The sequence below is a fragment of the Ureibacillus yapensis genome (assembly GCF_003515775.1).
In the GTDB taxonomy this organism is placed as follows: domain Bacteria; phylum Bacillota; class Bacilli; order Bacillales_A; family Planococcaceae; genus Ureibacillus; species Ureibacillus yapensis.
In genome coordinates this window covers 425,734-444,161 of record NZ_QWEI01000001.1, presented here as the reverse complement: position 1 = coordinate 444,161, position 18,428 = coordinate 425,734, and the positions used below count along the sequence as shown (strand labels likewise).

18 protein-coding genes are annotated in these 18,428 nt (G+C 40.8%); 17 read left to right on the top strand and 1 reads right to left on the bottom strand.

The features are described from left to right. Nucleotides 1-140: 140 nt before the first annotated feature. The 3 genes from rplS to ylqF all read left to right on the top strand — a co-directional run bounded on the left by rplS (nt 141) and on the right by ylqF (nt 2,176). On the top strand, nt 141-485 hold the full coding sequence (gene rplS / locus D1B33_RS02120; RefSeq protein ID WP_118874681.1) for a 50S ribosomal protein L19: 345 nt from the start codon (nt 141-143) through the stop codon (nt 483-485). Nucleotides 486-628: 143 nt separating this feature from the next. Continuing rightward, on the top strand, nt 629-1,192 hold the full coding sequence (lepB, locus tag D1B33_RS02115; RefSeq protein WP_118874680.1) for a signal peptidase I: 564 nt from the start codon (nt 629-631) through the stop codon (nt 1,190-1,192). A 105-nt stretch (nt 1,193-1,297) separates the two neighbouring features. After that, entirely contained in the window at nt 1,298-2,176 is an 879-nt protein-coding gene (ylqF, locus tag D1B33_RS02110) for a ribosome biogenesis GTPase YlqF (protein ID WP_118874679.1), read from the top strand. A gap of 267 nt (nt 2,177-2,443) precedes the next feature. Here ylqF and D1B33_RS02105 read toward each other — a convergent pair whose 3' ends face one another. Then, the gene (locus tag D1B33_RS02105) at nt 2,444-2,944 is read right to left on the bottom strand and encodes a PCYCGC motif-containing (lipo)protein (protein ID WP_118874678.1); all 501 of its coding nucleotides are present in this window, start codon (nt 2,942-2,944) and stop codon (nt 2,444-2,446) included. A 149-nt stretch (nt 2,945-3,093) separates the two neighbouring features. Between D1B33_RS02105 and D1B33_RS02100 the strand changes: the two genes are divergently transcribed. The 14 genes from D1B33_RS02100 to flgC all read left to right on the top strand — a co-directional run bounded on the left by D1B33_RS02100 (nt 3,094) and on the right by flgC (nt 18,415). Then, entirely contained in the window at nt 3,094-3,882 is a 789-nt protein-coding gene (locus D1B33_RS02100; RefSeq protein WP_118874677.1) for a ribonuclease HII, read from the top strand. Next, nucleotides 3,879-5,849 (top strand): hypothetical protein, encoded by a 1,971-nt coding sequence (locus tag D1B33_RS02095; protein WP_118874676.1) that lies wholly within the window; start codon nt 3,879-3,881, stop codon nt 5,847-5,849. Before D1B33_RS02100 ends, D1B33_RS02095 begins: the two co-directional genes overlap by 4 nt. Then, on the top strand, nt 5,846-6,133 hold the full coding sequence (locus D1B33_RS02090; RefSeq protein WP_118874675.1) for an EscU/YscU/HrcU family type III secretion system export apparatus switch protein: 288 nt from the start codon (nt 5,846-5,848) through the stop codon (nt 6,131-6,133). Before D1B33_RS02095 ends, D1B33_RS02090 begins: the two co-directional genes overlap by 4 nt. A gap of 154 nt (nt 6,134-6,287) precedes the next feature. Continuing rightward, nucleotides 6,288-7,448 carry an ADP-forming succinate--CoA ligase subunit beta gene (gene sucC, locus D1B33_RS02085; RefSeq protein WP_118874674.1) on the top strand — a complete coding sequence of 387 codons (1,161 nt, stop codon included), beginning with the start codon at nt 6,288-6,290 and terminating at the stop codon, nt 7,446-7,448. A gap of 13 nt (nt 7,449-7,461) precedes the next feature. Continuing rightward, a complete protein-coding gene (gene sucD / locus D1B33_RS02080; RefSeq protein WP_118874673.1) occupies nt 7,462-8,364 on the top strand; it encodes a succinate--CoA ligase subunit alpha in 903 nt (300 codons plus the stop codon). Between the two features lie 163 nt (nt 8,365-8,527). Continuing rightward, nucleotides 8,528-9,403, top strand: coding sequence for a DNA-processing protein DprA (gene dprA, locus D1B33_RS02075; protein ID WP_118874672.1), 876 nt, complete (start codon nt 8,528-8,530; stop codon nt 9,401-9,403). 254 nt (nt 9,404-9,657) lie between these two features. Further along, nucleotides 9,658-11,736, top strand: a complete 2,079-nt coding sequence (gene topA / locus D1B33_RS02070) for a type I DNA topoisomerase (protein WP_118874671.1) — start codon at nt 9,658-9,660, stop codon at nt 11,734-11,736. A 21-nt stretch (nt 11,737-11,757) separates the two neighbouring features. Continuing rightward, nucleotides 11,758-13,071, top strand: coding sequence for an FADH(2)-oxidizing methylenetetrahydrofolate--tRNA-(uracil(54)-C(5))-methyltransferase TrmFO (trmFO, locus tag D1B33_RS02065; protein WP_118874670.1), 1,314 nt, complete (start codon nt 11,758-11,760; stop codon nt 13,069-13,071). 279 nt (nt 13,072-13,350) lie between these two features. Next, complete coding sequence (xerC, locus tag D1B33_RS02060) at nt 13,351-14,247, top strand: tyrosine recombinase XerC (protein WP_118874669.1); 897 nt, start codon at nt 13,351-13,353, stop codon at nt 14,245-14,247. Nucleotides 14,248-14,264: 17 nt separating this feature from the next. After that, complete coding sequence (gene hslV, locus D1B33_RS02055) at nt 14,265-14,813, top strand: ATP-dependent protease subunit HslV (protein ID WP_118874668.1); 549 nt, start codon at nt 14,265-14,267, stop codon at nt 14,811-14,813. After that, nucleotides 14,810-16,204: an ATP-dependent protease ATPase subunit HslU gene (hslU, locus tag D1B33_RS02050; protein WP_118874667.1), complete on the top strand. Its 1,395-nt coding sequence runs from the start codon at nt 14,810-14,812 to the stop codon at nt 16,202-16,204. Before hslV ends, hslU begins: the two co-directional genes overlap by 4 nt. An 87-nt stretch (nt 16,205-16,291) precedes the next feature. Beyond that, complete coding sequence (gene codY / locus D1B33_RS02045) at nt 16,292-17,071, top strand: GTP-sensing pleiotropic transcriptional regulator CodY (RefSeq protein ID WP_118874666.1); 780 nt, start codon at nt 16,292-16,294, stop codon at nt 17,069-17,071. 493 nt (nt 17,072-17,564) lie between these two features. Further along, nucleotides 17,565-17,957 carry a flagellar basal body rod protein FlgB gene (flgB, locus tag D1B33_RS02035; protein ID WP_118874664.1) on the top strand — a complete coding sequence of 131 codons (393 nt, stop codon included), beginning with the start codon at nt 17,565-17,567 and terminating at the stop codon, nt 17,955-17,957. 2 nt (nt 17,958-17,959) lie between these two features. After that, nucleotides 17,960-18,415, top strand: a complete 456-nt coding sequence (flgC, locus tag D1B33_RS02030; protein ID WP_118874663.1) for a flagellar basal body rod protein FlgC — start codon at nt 17,960-17,962, stop codon at nt 18,413-18,415. Nucleotides 18,416-18,428 lie beyond the last annotated feature (13 nt).

The window sequence follows — 18,428 nt, the reverse complement described above, 5'->3', positions numbered from 1 at the left end:
TTTATTTCTTATAATTCTTGCAAACAACACTGCATTTGTGGTATTATTCATTTTGTGCTTCTATGGAAGTACTGAATTACGGTGTTCCGCTGTGGCCGAACAGAGGACTGCAAGAGCATCTGTCTAAGGAGAGAAAATTTATGTCAAACATTATCGCAGAAATTACAAAAGGTCAACTTCGTTCTGATCTACCAACTTTCCGTCCAGGTGACACTGTTCGCGTGCACGTGAAAATCGTAGAGGGTACTCGTGAGCGTGTCCAACTTTTCGAAGGTGTTGTAATTAAACGTCGTGGTGGCGGAATCAGCGAAACTTTCACAGTTCGCAAAATTTCTTACGGTGTTGGTGTGGAACGTACATTCCCTGTACACACTCCAAAAATCGCGCAATTAGAAGTTGTCCGTCGCGGTAAAGTACGTCGTGCTAAACTTTACTACCTACGTAACCTACGTGGTAAAGCAGCTCGTATTAAAGAAATTCGCTAATAACGTTATGAGAGGGGGCTTGTTTACAAGCTCCTTTTCTTTTTCAATAGATAAGCGTTTTAAATTCGCATAAATTGAGTTTCTGAACTTGTCATACATAAACCATTTCAACTACAATGATGTTAGATTGGGGGATTATCTTCGTGGAGAATACAAAAAAAGAAAAGAATGAGCTTTGGGAATGGATCAAAGCATTAGTTATCGCGTTTGCAATCGCAGTCATTATTCGTTATTTTTTATTTACACCGATTGTGGTGGATGGTGATTCCATGATGCCAACATTGGAAGACGGAGATCGAATGATTGTCAATAAAATTGGCTATAAAATAGGTGAGCCTGATCGATTTGATATTGTTGTTTTCCATGCACCGGAAGGAAAGGATTACATTAAACGTGTCATCGGTCTTCCAGGGGACACCATCGAATATAAAGATGATCAACTTTACATTAACGGTAAAGCATACGAAGAACCATATTTAGATGAGTATAAATCCCAAATTACTGAGGGAACACTAACACAAGACTTCACATTGCAAGATGTCGAGCCTACTTTGGAAGAAATACCTGAAGGCTATGTGTTCGTAATGGGAGATAATCGACGCTACAGTAAAGATAGTCGCCATATTGGCGTTGTAAACGAAAAAGAAATTATCGGCAATACGAGTATTGTATTTTGGCCGCTAAGTGAAATGCAGATTGTAGAATAAACTTTTCATGAAAAGGAGGTTCTTTGTAATCTCCTTTTCTTTTTGACAAATAAGCGGGGCTAAATGGGGCGCTTGCGCTTTCCAATACAAAAGGAGGAATACAACATGACAATCCAATGGTTTCCCGGCCATATGGCGAAAGCTAGGCGGGAAGTACAAGAAAAACTGAAACTTGTGGATATTGTTTTTGAATTAATTGATGCACGATTGCCAATGTCGTCAAGAAATCCGATGATGGACCAAGTAATCAATCAAAAACCGCGTCTTCTCATTTTAAATAAAGCGGATATGGCGGATGATTCGGAAACCCGAAAATGGATCGAGTATTTTGCCCAGCGCGGACACATGGCCGTTGCCATCAATTCATTGGAAGGCAAAGGGCTGCAAAAGGTGACAAAAGCCGCACAGGAAATCCTGAAAGAAAAATGGGAACGCATGAAATCAAGAGGAATGAAACCACGGGCAATCCGTGCCATGATCATTGGAATTCCGAACGTAGGAAAATCAACTTTGATTAACCGCCTGGCCAAAAAAAATATTGCAAAAACCGGTAACATGCCTGGAATCACAAAGGCACAGCAATGGATTAAAGTGGGAAAAGACATTGAACTTTTGGACACACCCGGGATTTTATGGCCAAAATTCGAAGACCAGGAAGTAGGGTTAAAGCTGGCGTTAACAGGTGCCATTAAAGATACAATAATCAATATGGAAGACTTGGCTGTCTATGGACTGAAGTTTCTTTCCATCCACTATCCGAACCGGCTGGAGGAGCGTTACGGAATTACGTCGGTTGATGAAGAATTGGTAAACACATTTGACCATATTGGTAAGCGAAGAAAAGTGTTTGGACCGGGTGGGGAAATCGATTATGACCAAGTCGCACTCATTGTGGTACGGGATATTCGCAACCAACACTTCGGCACAATCACCTTCGATAGCGTGGACGAAGAATTAGAAAAAGAAGCATTGGCAGAACAGTAAGAGAAAAGGTAGAAAAAATCATGGTGATTTTTCTGCCTTTTTATTTTGTCCAAGTAATACGCTAAAAATTGAAGGTGCTCATGGACTGGGGAAGTGGAAAGCGGTGTGAATGAGTCCGTGAGGGAGATGCTCGTGGACTGGGAAAGTGGAAAACAGCATGAATAAGTCTGGGAGAGAGGTGCTCGAGGACCGAACAGTGGTTAACAATGAAAAGGAGTCCACGAGCCAATCACTCAAGGACTCCAAATCAGAGAAGTTCATTCAAATTTACGCCGGCATTTCTGTTGGCGTTGGTGCTGCATAACCATTTTTGTATTGTTCATCGATGGCGTTGCGAATTTCTTTTAAAGACTTCCCATCTTCCGCCATCTGAACCGACTGAATAGCAATTTCCAGGCAAACTAAACAACGAGTGCCATGGTCATCCCATACAATGGAGCCATCCTCCCGTGTTTCTGCGATAAAGCAATTTAAATTACTGCGGTGACCTGCCGACTCCCCACAACCGCAGTAGCAAGGCATCCATTCCAAGATATCAGTAGCTTGTCCTGCAACCTCGTAAACGAGTCGGATATCTTCATGCTGCGAATCCAAAAAGCTTGGCAGAATTTCCGCAGACGCAGTTTCTTCTTGAAGGTCTCCTGCAACATGATTCTGAGCGTCATGCCCAGCATGTTCTTGCGCCTCGGGCTTTTCTTGTGTTGCGGCATTTCCGCAGGCAGATAAAATAAAAATCATACATACAAAAAGAGGGAAAACTTTCTTCATTATGATTCCTCCATTCTATTCGTAAACATTATAGACTTTAGTTGAATGGGTAAACAATGGCTTATATGATAAATTAATAGAATAAATCTTTTTTCAAGACAGGGAATGCCGATATAAATAGAGAGAAAATATAGGGAAGTGTCATACATATGGGTAAAACAATAAAAGAGATACTAGCTGCTCTACATGCAGCCAAAGCATATGAAAGCTGGATGGATGAAATAAAGAACGATGAACGTGCAGGCGTGCAGAAGGCGTGGAAGCAATGGAACAATCGTATGGAAAAAGAAAAGAAGAAACTAGATGAACACAAAGAAAAAGTAGAATTTGATGAGAGTTTCCTATCTTCAAGTGAACAGTTTTTGGCAGGCATAGATGAAGCGGGAAGGGGTCCATTGGCTGGTCCGGTTGTAACGGCAGCAGTAATTTTGCCGAGAGATTGCAAACCTTTTATTGGCATTAATGATTCGAAGCAATTAACTAAGAAAGCTAGGGAAGAATTTGCCGCCATTATTAAGAAACATGCTCTAAGTTATGCAATTCATTTTCAAAGTGCGGAAATGATTGATGCATTAAACATTTATGAAGCGACAAAACAATCAATGAAACAAAGTATTGAAAACTTGGATATTCGTCCGGACTTTTGCATTGTGGACGCCATGGTATTGCCGATGGATATTCCGCAAAAATCCATCATTAAAGGAGATGCAAAAAGCCTTAGCATTGCAGCTGCCTCCATATTAGCGAAAAATGCACGGGATGACTATATGGAGAAGCTTCATGCCGAGCACCCTATGTATGGGTTTGACCAAAACGCTGGGTACGGCACGAAGCAACATTTGGAAGCATTGAAACAGCACGGCTATATTCACGAACACCGGAAAAGTTTTGAACCGATCAAATCAATGATTGAATCAAAGGAGCAAATCTTGATATGACGTTTACATCTTTTAATCCGATTCAAGGACCACAAGCTGCTGTTCAGCAAAATCAACCGCTTTCTTTAAAACAGGGGCAGGTGCTGCATGGAACAATCAAAAAACTCTACCCCGATCAAATGGCGGAGATCCAGGTTGGCTCGTCCAAGCTTTTTGCTAAACTGGAAACGCCTTTAAAAGCGGGAGACACGTATTTTTTTCAGGTTACGAGCATGAACCCGCAAACAGAGCTGAAAGTCGTCACAGGGCCAATGCAGAGGTCCTTAGCAACGACTCAACAACTAACGCAGCTGCTGGATAACCTGAATTTGCCGAAAACACCGGAAATGCAGCAAATCGTTGCTCAGTTTGTCAAAAATCAACTTCCATTGCTGAAAGAAAATCTACTATCAGCTGAAGGTTGGCTAAAAAGCCTAACGGAATCGGCTACAAAGCAAGAAGCGTTGCAGGCGATTCAAAAAATGGCTGAAATGAAAATGCCTTTTTCAAACGAAGTTTTTAAAGGGTTTCTTTATGGTTCCAAAATAAATGGAATGTCGAGTGCCATGACGAATCTTGCAAATGTGTTGGCACAGGATGTGAACATCGAACCTACTGTCAAGTCCAATATCCTTCAACAATTGCAATTGATTTCAAAACCATTGGCCGAAGAAACTGGTGGATCCATTTTATCAAACGCTGCCAAAATCCTGTCCAATCCAACTGAAGCGCCCCAGCAAAAAATGCAAATGCTGCAATTGTTGAAAGAAACAGGTATTTTACCTAAACATGCGACAATCGAAAGCTGGCAAAACGAAAGTTTCCAGCAGCAAAAAAATATGCCAGCCACATCTTTGCAGGCTCAACAAAATGCCGCCGAGGAAGCCTGGAAAACCCAAAGTTCAGAGCAACAAAGGTACATTGAGACAGGCAAGCAAACAGCAGGTGGAATGGTTCAAGAAATAATGGCAGCAAAACCATCCGATGCACAACAAAAAATCAATCAGCTTCGAACATGGGTCGCAAGCCAGGAGTCTTTTTCCGTTGAACAAAAATCGAGTTTGGAGCAACTCATCAATCGATTTGAAGCGTTGCCGAAAAACCCCGCTACAATGGAATTATTTGCAAAACAATTGCATGGCCAACTTGTAAAAGCATTTTCGGATGCGCCAAGCCAACAAACGGCAAATCTTGCATTCTCGCAATCCAATCATGAACAGTTATTGTCACTATTAAAACCGGAAGCCGGCAACAATTCATCCGCGTTAGTCAATTTAGCGAAATTAACGGCAGAATCCAATATCCCAGAGGTTCACGCGATCAGTGCTAGAGCAGAGCAGCAAGTTTTGTCGGCAATAGATGGCAAAACGATGGAACAGGCTTTAAAAACCATTTTAAAGGGATTGGGTCTGAGTTACGAGGCAACATTAAACAACAAAACAACGGATATAGGTGAATTGGCCCATTCTTTAAAACCGCAACTGTTATCGCTTTTGCAAGATTCCCAAACCTCAGCAGTTCTAAGGGATGCTGCCGAAAATGTGGTGGCGCGTTTAAATGGTATGCAATTCAATTCCGGAGAAAATGGGCCTCAGCATCAACTTGTCATGCAAATTCCTTTGCAATTTTTGGGAAAGCAAACGGAAGCGACAGTGCAATGGAACGGTCGCATGAAGGACAATGGCAAAATTGATTCGAATTATGCAAGAATCCTCTTCTATTTGAATATGGAAGCTCTTAAGGAAACGATGGTCGATATGCAAGTCCAAAATCGCATTGTCACAATCACTTTATATAATGATCAACCTGAGCTGGAATTGCTGACCGAACCATTAAGGGAGCCATTGAAACAAGGTTTATCCGAAAAAAGCTACCAACTTTCCGGATTATTCGTGAAGCCATTTGAAACAACCACACACCAACAGCCGATCAGTCATTTAAAAGAAAATAAATTCGAATCGAAAAATGGGGTAGATTTCCGAATATGAATGAAAAGAAATATGTCCGAAAAGAAGCGATAGCCTTAACGTATAATCCTGAACTCAATAACAGTCCAACTGTCGTGGCTAAGGGAAAAGGAAAAATTGCAGAGAATATCATTGAAAAAGCTGCTAATAGCGATGTTCCAATCTATGAAGATAAAAATCTTGTCGAGTTATTGGGAAATCTGGATTTGAATGAATCAATCCCGGAAGAATTATATGAAGCAGTGGCGGAAGTATTTGCATTTATATACCGGTTAGACAGAAGCTACAATCAAACGAAAAGATAAATTAGTAGATATTAGATTTGCGAAAAAGAGAAAATATTGTAATAAGATAACTTTTTCAATACAGGAAATACAATGATAGACTTTGTCAGAAAATTTGTTTAGAATGGGTTATGTCAACAAAATAATTTCCATAAGGCTGATTGGAGGATAAAACATGAATATCCATGAGTATCAAGGGAAAGAAATCCTTAGACAATATGGAGTGGCTGTACCAGACGGAAAGGTAGCATTCTCGCCAGATGAAGCAGTAAAAGTCGCAAAAGAATTGGGTTCAAACGTTATTGTGGTAAAAGCCCAAATTCATGCTGGTGGACGCGGGAAAGCCGGGGGCGTAAAAATCGCCAAAAACTTGGATGAAGTTCGAGCGTATGCGAAAGAACTGCTGGGCAAAATTTTGGTAACACACCAAACCGGCCCCGAAGGCAAAGAAGTAAAACGCCTATATATTGAAGAAGGCTCCGACATAAAAAAAGAGTATTATTTGAGTTTCATTGTCGACCGGGCAACTTCACGGGTAACTTTGATGGGTTCCGAAGAAGGCGGAATGGATATCGAAGAAGTTGCGGAACGCACTCCGGAAAAGATCTTCAAAGAAGTGATTGACCCACTTACAGGATTGCTCCCGTTCCAAGCACGCCGTATGGCATTCAATATGAATATTCCGACAAAACTTGTAAATAAAGCAGCGAAATTAATGCTTGGCTTATATGAGGCGTTTGTCGAAAAAGACGCTTCTATTTTGGAAATTAATCCACTTGTTGTAACAGGCAATGATGAAGTAGTTGCACTGGATGCGAAATTCAACTTTGACTCAAATGGATTATATCGACATAAAGATATTGTAGAATTAAGAGATTATGACGAAGAAGATGCAAAAGAAATTGAAGCTTCCAAATACGATCTTAGCTATATTTCACTGGACGGCAACATTGGTTGTATGGTCAATGGGGCAGGACTTGCCATGGCCACAATGGATACAATTAGCTACTATGGCGGCAGACCGGCCAACTTCCTTGATGTTGGAGGCGGCGCAACAGCCGAGAAAGTAACCGAGGCATTTAAAATTATTTTATCGGACACAAATGTAAAAGGAATTTTCGTCAACATCTTTGGCGGCATCATGAAATGCGACGTAATTGCAGAGGGTGTTATTGCGGCCGCGAAAGAAGTAGGTTTGGAAGTGCCTTTGGTTGTTCGACTTGAAGGAACAAACGTGGAACTAGGGAAAGAATTGTTAAATGCATCCGGTTTAAATATCGTGGCGGCTGACTCGATGGCAGATGGCGCTGAAAAAATTGTTGAATTAGTAGGTTAAGGAGGCAAAGGACATGAGTGTATATATTAATGCAGATACTAAAGTAATTGTGCAAGGTATTACAGGAGAAACAGCACTATTCCATACAAAGCAAATGCTGGAATACGGTACGAAAATCGTGGCAGGTGTAACCCCTGGCAAAGGTGGACAAGTGATTGAAGGAGTTCCCGTGTTCAATACTGTGCAAGAAGCAGTAGATGCAACTGGTGCGAATGTTTCTGTAATCTATGTTCCTGCCCCTTTTGCGGCAGATGCCATCATGGAAGGCGTCGAAGCCGATCTTGATATGACAATTTGCATTACCGAACATATTCCGGTGTTGGATATGATCGAAGTGAAACGCTATATGGAAGGCAAGAAAACTCGATTGGTTGGACCAAACTGCCCGGGCGTAATTACTGCAGATGAGTGTAAAATCGGCATTATGCCAGGCTACATCCATACTAAAGGGCATGTAGGGGTTGTCTCTCGTTCCGGAACATTAACATATGAAGCCGTGCACCAGTTAACCCAAGCGGGCATTGGCCAAACAACGGCGGTCGGTATCGGGGGAGACCCGGTGAACGGCACAAACTTTATCGACGTATTGGAAGAGTTCAACAACGATCCTGAAACATATGCGGTCGTGATGATCGGGGAAATCGGCGGTACGGCGGAAGAAGAAGCTGCGGAATGGATCAAGGCAAACATGACAAAACCAGTCGTCGGATTTATCGGCGGACAAACGGCTCCTCCAGGAAAACGTATGGGACATGCCGGTGCAATCATTTCAGGCGGTAAAGGAACGGCCAGCGAAAAAATCAAGGCGATGAATGAGGCGGGAATCGAAGTGGCTCCTACGCCGTCAGTAATCGGCGAAACATTAATTAAGGTGTTAAAAGAAAAAGGTCTATACGAACAATGTAAAACGCATTAAAATAGAAGGTGCAGCGTGTGGAGGCGCTGCACCTTTTCTTATAGCTCCAGCGTTTAGTGGAGTTAATCAGGGCGCTTGGCTTTCAAAAAATGCGGTCACTTTTTATACATGAAGCGTGGAGCTTTGTGCGAAGAAAAATTTCTTCATAATAAGGAGTGATACTATGAACGATTTGCAAGAACTCCTCTCTTTCCATTACGTTTATCCACTTCCCTTAAACAAATTCCGCAACTTGATGAAATCTATCGAATCGACACACAATTTGGCAAGAATTTCATCTTTTAGATTAGCTAAAATATTATCCATTTCGACAAATGCTGCAGACCAAATTTTAATTAATTATAAAATCGTGTTACAAAATAATCTATTGGAAGCATATAATTCTGCTAATATAAAAGTTATTCCATATAATAGTGAATTTTACCCTAACAGTTTGAACGATTTGATGGATCCCCCGACAGTCCTTTATGCAAAGGGGGACGTTACTCTCTTGCAGCACCCGATGAAAATTGCCATTATTGGTTCCAGAAAAGCGACCAATTATTCGGCCTTAGCCATGGAGTATATTGTACCGCCACTTGTTGAACAGAATATCGTTATAGTAAGTGGACTGGCAAAAGGAGCGGACAGCCTTGCCCACCATGCAACTTTGAAATTTGGAGGGAAAACAATCGCTGTTTTGGGACATGGATTTTCGCATATTTATCCAAAAGAAAATAAACTGCTTGCTTGCCAAATTCAAGAAAATCATTTACTTTTAACAGAATATCCTCCCTATGTTGGGGTCCAAAAATGGCATTTTCCGATGAGAAATCGTATTATAAGCGGTATTAGCAATGCCATTGTAGTGACTGAGGCAAATCTGAAAAGTGGTACACTAATAACAACCGAGCACGCTTTGGAACATGGGAAAGATATTTTTATTGTGCCTGGCCCGATTCACTCCGAACAGTCAAAAGGAACCAACAGCCTGCTTCGGGAGGGGGCAATCCCTATATGGGACGGGCATCAAATTCTCGAGGAATTGAAATTCTTTTAACTTCACTCAGCTTGGTACTATGCCGAAATTTGCATGAAGTTAAAGCCCCTAATGGTTTCCGCAGTTTCTTCGAGGAAAGCATGTTGAATCAATTTTTCCTACATTATAATGAGGCATAATTAATTGGTAAATATTAAAAAAAAGTTGCATTCTCATAAAAACTGTTATACATTTTGCAACAGGTATAATTTTTAGGTATTGCGTTATACGCATTCAAGATAAACAATTTACCTCTACAAGGGGGAAGTATATAGATGGCAGATTATTTAGTGATCGTAGAATCGCCTGCAAAAGCGAAAACAATTGAGAGATATTTGGGTAAAAAATATAAAGTAAAAGCTTCCATTGGCCATGTTAGGGATTTGCCGAAAAGCCAAACGGGAATCGATACTGAGAACAATTATGAACCAAAGTACATTACGATCCGAGGCAAAGGACCGGTATTGCAAGATTTAAAATCGGCAGCAAAAAAAGCGAAAAAAATCTATCTCGCAGCCGATCCCGATCGTGAAGGGGAAGCGATTGCCTGGCACTTGGCGCAAGCTTTAAATGTCGATACAACCTCCGATTGCCGCGTAGTATTCAATGAAATTACAAAAGATGCAATCTTGGAATCATTTAAACATCCGCGTCCCATCAACATGGATTTGGTAGATGCGCAACAAGCACGCCGCATTTTGGATAGACTCGTAGGCTATAACATTAGCCCGATCCTTTGGAAAAAAGTAAAAAAAGGATTATCGGCTGGCCGTGTACAATCCATAGCCCTTCGATTTATCATTGATCGTGAAGAGGAAATCAAAAACTTCGTGCCTGAAGAATATTGGTCGATTGAGGCAAATTTCGAAAAAGGCAAAAAGCAGTTTGATGCGTTTTATTTTGGAAATGGAAAAGAAAAAGTAAAATTATCAAATGAAGAACAAGTGAAAGCGGTTTTAAACGCGATTAAAGGAAACGAGTTTCAAGTTGCCAATGTAGTGAAAAAGGAACGCAAAAGAAATGCAGCACCTGCTTTTACAACATCTTCTCTGCAACAAGAAGCAGCCAGAAAACTAAATTTCCGTGCGAAGAAAACGATGATGCTGGCTCAACAGTTATATGAAGGAATTGATATCGGCAAAAAAGAAGGGACAGTGGGGTTAATTACGTATATGCGTACAGACTCTACCCGAATTTCAGAAAGTGCCAAAGCCGAAGCAATCAGTTATATTGATGGGAAATACGGTAAAGACTATATTGTTTCCGAGCCAAAGCAAACGAAAAAATCAGCCAATGCCCAAGATGCCCATGAGGCAATCCGTCCGACAAGTGCCATGAGAACGCCGGATGAACTAAAAGCGGTACTGAGTCGTGATCAGCTTAGACTCTATCGCCTGATTTGGGAAAGATTCATCGCAAGCCAAATGGCACCTGCAATTTTGGATACAGTTACGGTCGACCTCGTCAATGGAGAAGTCCAATTCCGTGCAAACGGTTCGCATGTGAAGTTTCCTGGTTTTATGAAGCTTTATATTGAAGGAACAGATGACCAAACGGAAGAAACAACAAAACTTCTTCCTGAGATGGAAGTGGGCGATACAGTTACTTCGCTTGAAATTGAACCAAAACAGCATTTTACACAGCCGCCTCCACGATTTACGGAAGCGCGTCTTGTAAAAGAGTTGGAAGAGCGCGGCATTGGACGGCCTTCAACCTATGCACCGACATTGGATGTAATCCAAAGACGTGGATACGTACAACTTGATTCAAAACGGTTTGTCCCTACAGAACTTGGTGAAATCGTTCACCAGCTTGTACTTGAATTCTTCCCGGAAATTATTAATATTGAATTTACTGCTAAAATGGAAGAAGACTTGGATAAGATAGAAGAAGGACAAACAAATTGGGTTAAAATTATCGATGATTTTTATAAAGACTTTGAAAAGCATGTCAAACATGCCGATGAAGCAATGGAAAAAATCGAGATTAAAGATGAACCGGCGGGAGAAGATTGCGAGAATTGCGGGTCTCCGATGGTTTATAAACTGGGACGATACGGAAAATTCATGGCATGCTCAAACTTCCCGGAATGCCGCAACACGAAAGCAATCATGAAACCGATCGGCGTGAAATGTCCAAATTGCGATACCGGAGAAATTGTCGAAAGAAAAAGCAAAACGAAACGATTATTCTACGGATGCAATACGTATCCGGAATGTGATTTCGTTTCATGGGATAAGCCAATTAGTAGACCTTGTCCGAAATGTAATAGTCTAATGGTGGAGAAGAAGATTAAAAAAGGTATCCAAATTCAATGCACAAAATGTGACTATGAAGAGGCGCCTACACAATAGCAGTAGAAAGATGGTAGTAAAATGACAGAAAAAATCGTAAATGTAATTGGTGCAGGGCTTGCGGGCAGTGAAGCGGCATGGCAAATCGCCAAGCGTGGTGTAAAGGTTCGTTTATATGAAATGCGGCCGATTAAACAAACACCAGCCCATCATACAGATAAATTTGCGGAACTTGTTTGTTCCAACTCGCTTCGTGCAAACGGCTTAACAAATGCCGTTGGGGTTATTAAAGAAGAAATGCGCATGCTGGATTCCGTCATCCTAAAGGCGGCAGACAATGCATCCGTACCGGCTGGTGGAGCGCTTGCGGTAGACCGTCATGAATTTGCGGGATATGTGACGGAGGCGGTAAAAAACCATCCGTTGGTTGAAATCATCAATGAGGAAGTAACGGAGATTCCAGAGGGAATTACGGTGGTAGCAACAGGTCCTCTAACGTCTCCTGCATTGGCAGAGAAAATCAAAGCCCTGACTGGCCAAGATTACTTATACTTCTATGATGCGGCTGCTCCAATACTTGAAAAAGACAGCATTAACATGGACAAAGTATATTTAAAGTCCCGCTATGATAAAGGGGAAGCAGCTTACTTAAATTGCCCGATGACGAAAGAAGAATTTGACGCCTTCCGTGAAGCGCTTCTTACGGCTGAATGTGCGCCATTAAAAGAATTCGAGAAGGAAAAGTATTTTGAAGGCTGCATGCCGATCGAGGTAATGGCTTCCCGCGGAGAGAAAACCATGTTGTTTGGACCGATGAAGCCGGTAGGACTGGAAGATCCGAAAACAGGAAAGCGTCCGTATGCTGTCGTTCAATTGCGTCAAGATGATGCAGCGGGTACTTTATATAACATCGTTGGATTCCAGACGCATTTAAAATGGGGAGAGCAAAAGAGAGTCTTTGCCATGATTCCAGGTCTTGAAAATCTTGAAATAGTAAGGTATGGCGTCATGCACCGCAATACTTTCATCAACTCGCCAACTGTATTAAAGAAAACATATCAACTTCGTGCCAATGAAAATATTTTCTTTGCCGGTCAAATGACAGGTGTAGAAGGATACGTTGAATCGGCGGGTAGCGGGTTAATCGCAGGAATCAATGCTGCAAGAATGGCGCTTGGCCAAGAATTGGTTGAATTCCCGTTTGAAACAGCATTGGGAAGTATGGCGCGCTATATTACGGAAGCCGATGCAAAGAATTTCCAACCAATGAATGTGAATTTCGGGATTTTCCCTGACTTGGGACAACGTATAAAGTCCAAAGCAGAGCGCGCTGAGAAACACGCAAACCGAGCATTATCAACAATTCAAAATTTTGTGACTTCTCAAACAATATAATTTGCAAAATGCCTTCATAAGTTGTTATAATTTATGAGGCATTTTAATTTTGTATACAAGAAAAGCGGAGAACGCCCGTTTGCTCCGATCGGACAATAGAAAGCGGAAAACACCTTTTTTGTCCGATAATAATGTAAAAACTAAACCGATTTATTAAAATTTGGCAATTTTCACAAAATGTTTAGAATTAAAAGATACGAAATACTTGATATCCGTCCGTGATAGGTATAGTGTCTTAATGGATGTTTTCAAAATATAAAGTGAATTAGGTGTGTTGCAATGCAAAAAACGTTTGCAGAGTTGGACAGTTTTCTCAAGTATATTCAAATAGAAAAAAACTTCTCGGTACACACGGTTCGCGAATATGAATATGACTTGAAAGAATTTTTAGCCTTTCTAAACTCAGAAGGTATTTCAAAATTGGAAGAAGTCGAATATCTCCATGCGCGAATTTATGTGACAAAACTTTATGAGGAAAAAAAAGCGAGAACCTCCATCTCTCGAAAGATCTCTTCAATTCGCTCTTTTTTTAAATATTTAAATCGCGAATTTAACCTTGATGATTCCTCATTCCAATCACTTTACCACCCAAAGAAAGAAAAACGATTACCGAATTTTTTCTATGAGGAAGAACTTACGCATCTATTTGAAAACAATGTCGGAAATGATCCTAAATCGATACGAAACATGGCTTTGCTGGAACTGCTTTATGCAACAGGTATTCGCGTAAGTGAATGTACTTCAATTGAAATGGCAGATATTGATTTTCATTACTCCATTATTCGGGTAATGGGGAAAGGGAGAAAAGAAAGAATTATTCCCTTTGGCCAATATGCGCATGAAGCATTGACTAGATATATTGAAGAAGTGCGGCCCAAGTTAATGAAAAACAAACAGCATCATAAACTTTTCGTCAATATGCGCGGGGGTGAACTTACGGCACGCGGTGTTCGTTATATACTGGAAGAGATGATTAAAAATGCATCCATGCATACAAAAATATACCCTCATATGCTAAGGCATTCTTTTGCAACGCACTTACTAAATCAAGGAGCTGATTTAAGAACGGTTCAAGAGTTGCTCGGGCATGCTAGTTTGTCATCAACTCAGGTATACACGCATGTAACTAAGGAACATCTTCGAAATACGTATATGAATACCCATCCACGAGCTTAATGTTAGGAGGAATGAAAATGGAGCAACTCCATGCGACCACTATATTTGCAATTCATCATAATGGAAAATGTGCAATGGCTGGCGATGGCCAAGTCACACTGGGAAATGCAGTTGTGATGAAACATACGGCCAGAAAGGTCAGACGTCTATTCAATGGGAAAGTGCTGGCAGGTTTTGCAGGTTCAGTTGCAGACGCCTTTACATTATTTGAAATGTTTGAATCGAAACTCAATGAATTTGACGGAAATTTGCAACGGGCTGCTGTCGAGGTAGCAAAGCAATGGAGAGGCGATAAAATGTTGCGTCAGCTGGAAGCGCTTCTTCTTGTAATGGATCGATCCACACTTTTATTAATTTCGGGTACAGGGGAAGTAATTGAACCGGATGATGGCATTTTGGCAATTGGTTCCGGCGGCAACTATGCATTATCAGCAGGAAGAGCCCTGAAACAATATTCGGGACATAACCTTTCCGCCAGTGAAATTGCCAAAGCAGCGCTAACGATTGCTGCTGAAATTTGTGTTTATACAAACCATAATATAATCGTGGAGGCGCTTGAAGAATGACACAACAAAATTTAACGCCAAGACAAATTACAGAACAGTTAAATCGTCACATTGTTGGGCAGAATAATGCTAAACGTGCAGTAGCCATTGCACTTCGAAATAGATATCGCAGATCCCTTCTAAGCGAAGAAATGCAAAATGAAATCATTCCAAAAAATATTTTGATGATCGGACCGACGGGTGTTGGTAAAACCGAAATTGCCCGAAGAATTGCGAAATTAACAAATGCTCCATTTATTAAAGTGGAAGCAACCAAGTTTACGGAAGTAGGCTATGTTGGACGGGATGTAGAATCCATGGTTCGAGACCTGGTTGAAAGTGCCCGTAGACTTGTAAAAGACGAAATGATGGAAGCGGTTAAAGATATCGCCGAGCAAAATGCCAATGAAAAATTGGTAAAATTGCTTGTTCCATCAAAAACAAAGCAAAAGATGGCACAAAATCCTTTGGAGATGCTTTTCGGGCAAAAAAATGATAATCAAGCAGAAGAGTCAAATCAAGATGATTCCGAAATGCGTTCAAAACGTTCCCAAGTGAAAGAGGACTTGAATGCAGGCAACTTAGAAGAAGAATGGGTGACAGTTGAAGTTACGGAACAAAACACGCCCTTCCTTGAAATGATGCCTGGCATGGGAATGGATATGGGTTCTTCCGGTATGCAGGATATGCTTTCGAGCCTGATGCCGAAGAAAACAAAGAAACGAAAAATGAAAGTAAAAGATGCGCGGCGTGTTTTAATTGTCGAAGAAGCGAATAAACTAATTGATACGGACGAATTAGCTGCCGAAGCAATCCGTCGTGCCGAACAATCCGGAATTATCTTCATCGATGAAATCGACAAAATTGCGAGCCGCAGTTCTTCTTCGGCTGATGTTTCACGAGAAGGCGTGCAACGCGATATCCTGCCAATCGTCGAAGGCTCCACGGTAACGACGAAGTATGGACCGGTTAAAACGGATTTTATGCTCTTTATTGCAGCCGGAGCTTTCCATATATCGAAACCAAGCGATTTAATTCCCGAGCTTCAAGGTCGTTTCCCGATTCGCGTCGAGTTGGATAAATTAACAAAAGAAGATTTTATACGAATCTTGAAAGAACCCGATCAATCGCTCATTTTGCAATACAAAGCATTATTGGAAACTGAAGGTGTATCGATTGAATTTACCGACGAAGCAATTGAAAGAATTGCCGAAATCGCTACGGAAGTAAACCAAGAAACAGATAATATTGGTGCGCGAAGACTTCACACTATTTTGGAAAGACTATTAGAAGAGCTTTCCTATGAAGCATCTGAAATCGCACCGGCACATATCGAAATTACGACGGCATATGTGGACAAAAAACTTGAAAAAATTTCAAAAAACAAAGATTTGTCACAATTTATATTATAATCAAGCAAAATTAGTTTCAATAAATTGTAGGAACCTTTAGAATATTAAGTGAATTAACATATGGACCCCTTAGGAGGATATTTATAAATGACTTTATTAGATAGAACACGCAAGATTAACTCCATGCTGCAAGCATCAGCCGGAAAGCCGGTTAACTTTAAAGAGATGGCCGACACACTTGGCGATATTATTGAAAGCAACGTATTCATCGTAAGCCGTAAAGGAAAATTATTAGGTATTTCCGTACATCAAACAATTGAAAATGCACGTATGAAAAAAATGTTTGAAGAACGCCAATTCCCGGAAGATTATGCACAGCATTTATTCGATATTAGTGAAACATCTCCAAATCTGGATATCAACAGCGAACATACGATTTTCCCGATTGAAAACCGTGAACTATTCGAAAATGGCTTAACGACAATTGTGCCGATTATCGGTGGCGGAGAACGTTTGGGAACATTGATTTTAGGACGTCTTTCCGACAAGTTTGAGGATGATGACTTAATCTTGGCTGAATATGGCGCGACGGTAGTAGGAATGGAAATCCTGCGCGAAAAGGCTGAGGAAATTGAAGAAGAAGCGCGAAGCAAAGCGGTTGTACAAATGGCGATTAATTCGTTATCTTATTCCGAATTGGAAGCAATTGAGCATATCTTTGAAGAACTGGATGGCAATGAAGGCTTGCTGGTTGCATCAAAAATTGCAGACCGCGTAGGAATTACCCGTTCTGTAATTGTAAATGCATTGCGTAAACTCGAATCCGCCGGTGTTATTGAATCAAGATCTTTAGGTATGAAAGGAACATACATTAAAGTATTGAACGATAAGTTCTTAAATGCATTGGCTGAAATTAAAATGAAGTAAATAAATTAATAAACAAGAATGGTTCTGTCAGTGTTGGCAGAACCATTTTTTTTTTTGGATAACATAGTTTTCTTTTAAAGATAACAAACTGTGATGCCGGCTTTGTGTGAAAGTCCAAACGACAAAAATTTATTCTTGCAGCTTCCTAATGATAATGAAAATATTGGTATTCCCAAGACGCTCGGTGTAGTATTTTTGATGGGTGGATTCGACTTATTTCGCATTGCGTTTGTAACAAACAGTCCATATTATGGTTGGTCCGAAAGGAAGAAAATTAATGCAAAATAGTGAGGAAGAGGATATTATCACTGTCGAAATAGTATAAATTAGTACGAATTGTGACTTGAAAATTCCCTTGATGTCACAAAATTAGTTCCTTAAGCCTATTAAAAAAGCATAAATGCCAATAGACACCAATAGCCCCTATAACTTAAAATTAAGTTATTGATTTGAAATATACTGTAATATAATTAAAATATTTGAGGTGAAAGCTTTGAATTTATTCGGAGGGACAATTAGCAGCCTGGAAAACGGCCTCAATTATGCTTCTTTAAAAAATAAAACGATCGCACAAAACATCGCAAATGTGGATACACCCAACTACAAGGCGAAAAATGTCAGTTTTGAAAAGATGCTGTCAGATGCGAAAAAATCGGCAATTTCCGCTAATCGCACCGACAATCGCCATTTTGAGTTTGACATCAAACAATCAACGCCGGGTGTTTACAGCTACGAAAACTTTAATTACCGGAGCAATGGAAACGGTGTAGATATGGATGCAGAACAAGCGAGCCTGGCCCAAAACACAATCTACTATAATGCGCTGATCGAACGGGTCTCCAGCAAGTTCAACACCTTGAATAATGTTATAAAGGGAGGTAGATAACTATGTTTATCTTTTCAAGCATGAATACGACTGCTTCCGCATTGACTGCCCAACGTTTGCGAATGGATGTTATTTCGTCCAATATAGCCAACGTTGATACAACGCGGGCTAAACAAGCGAATGGACAATGGGAACCCTATCGCCGTAAATCTGTCACGTTGACGGAAGATACTGGGCAATTTTCAAGTTTCCTGAACTCTGCAATGGGGAAAACAGAGAATGCCGGAAATGGCGTGAAAGTCACAAGGATTAATGAAGATAACCGAACGCCGTTCAAATTGGTATTCGATCCAACACATCCTGATGCAAACGAAGAGGGATATGTCCAGATGCCGAATGTCGATCTTTTGACGGAAATGGTGGATTTGGTTTCTGCCACTCGATCATACGAAGCGAATATAACCGTTTTTAATGCAAACAAATCCATGCTCACGAAGGCACTGGAAATCGGAAAATAACAATCATAGAAAG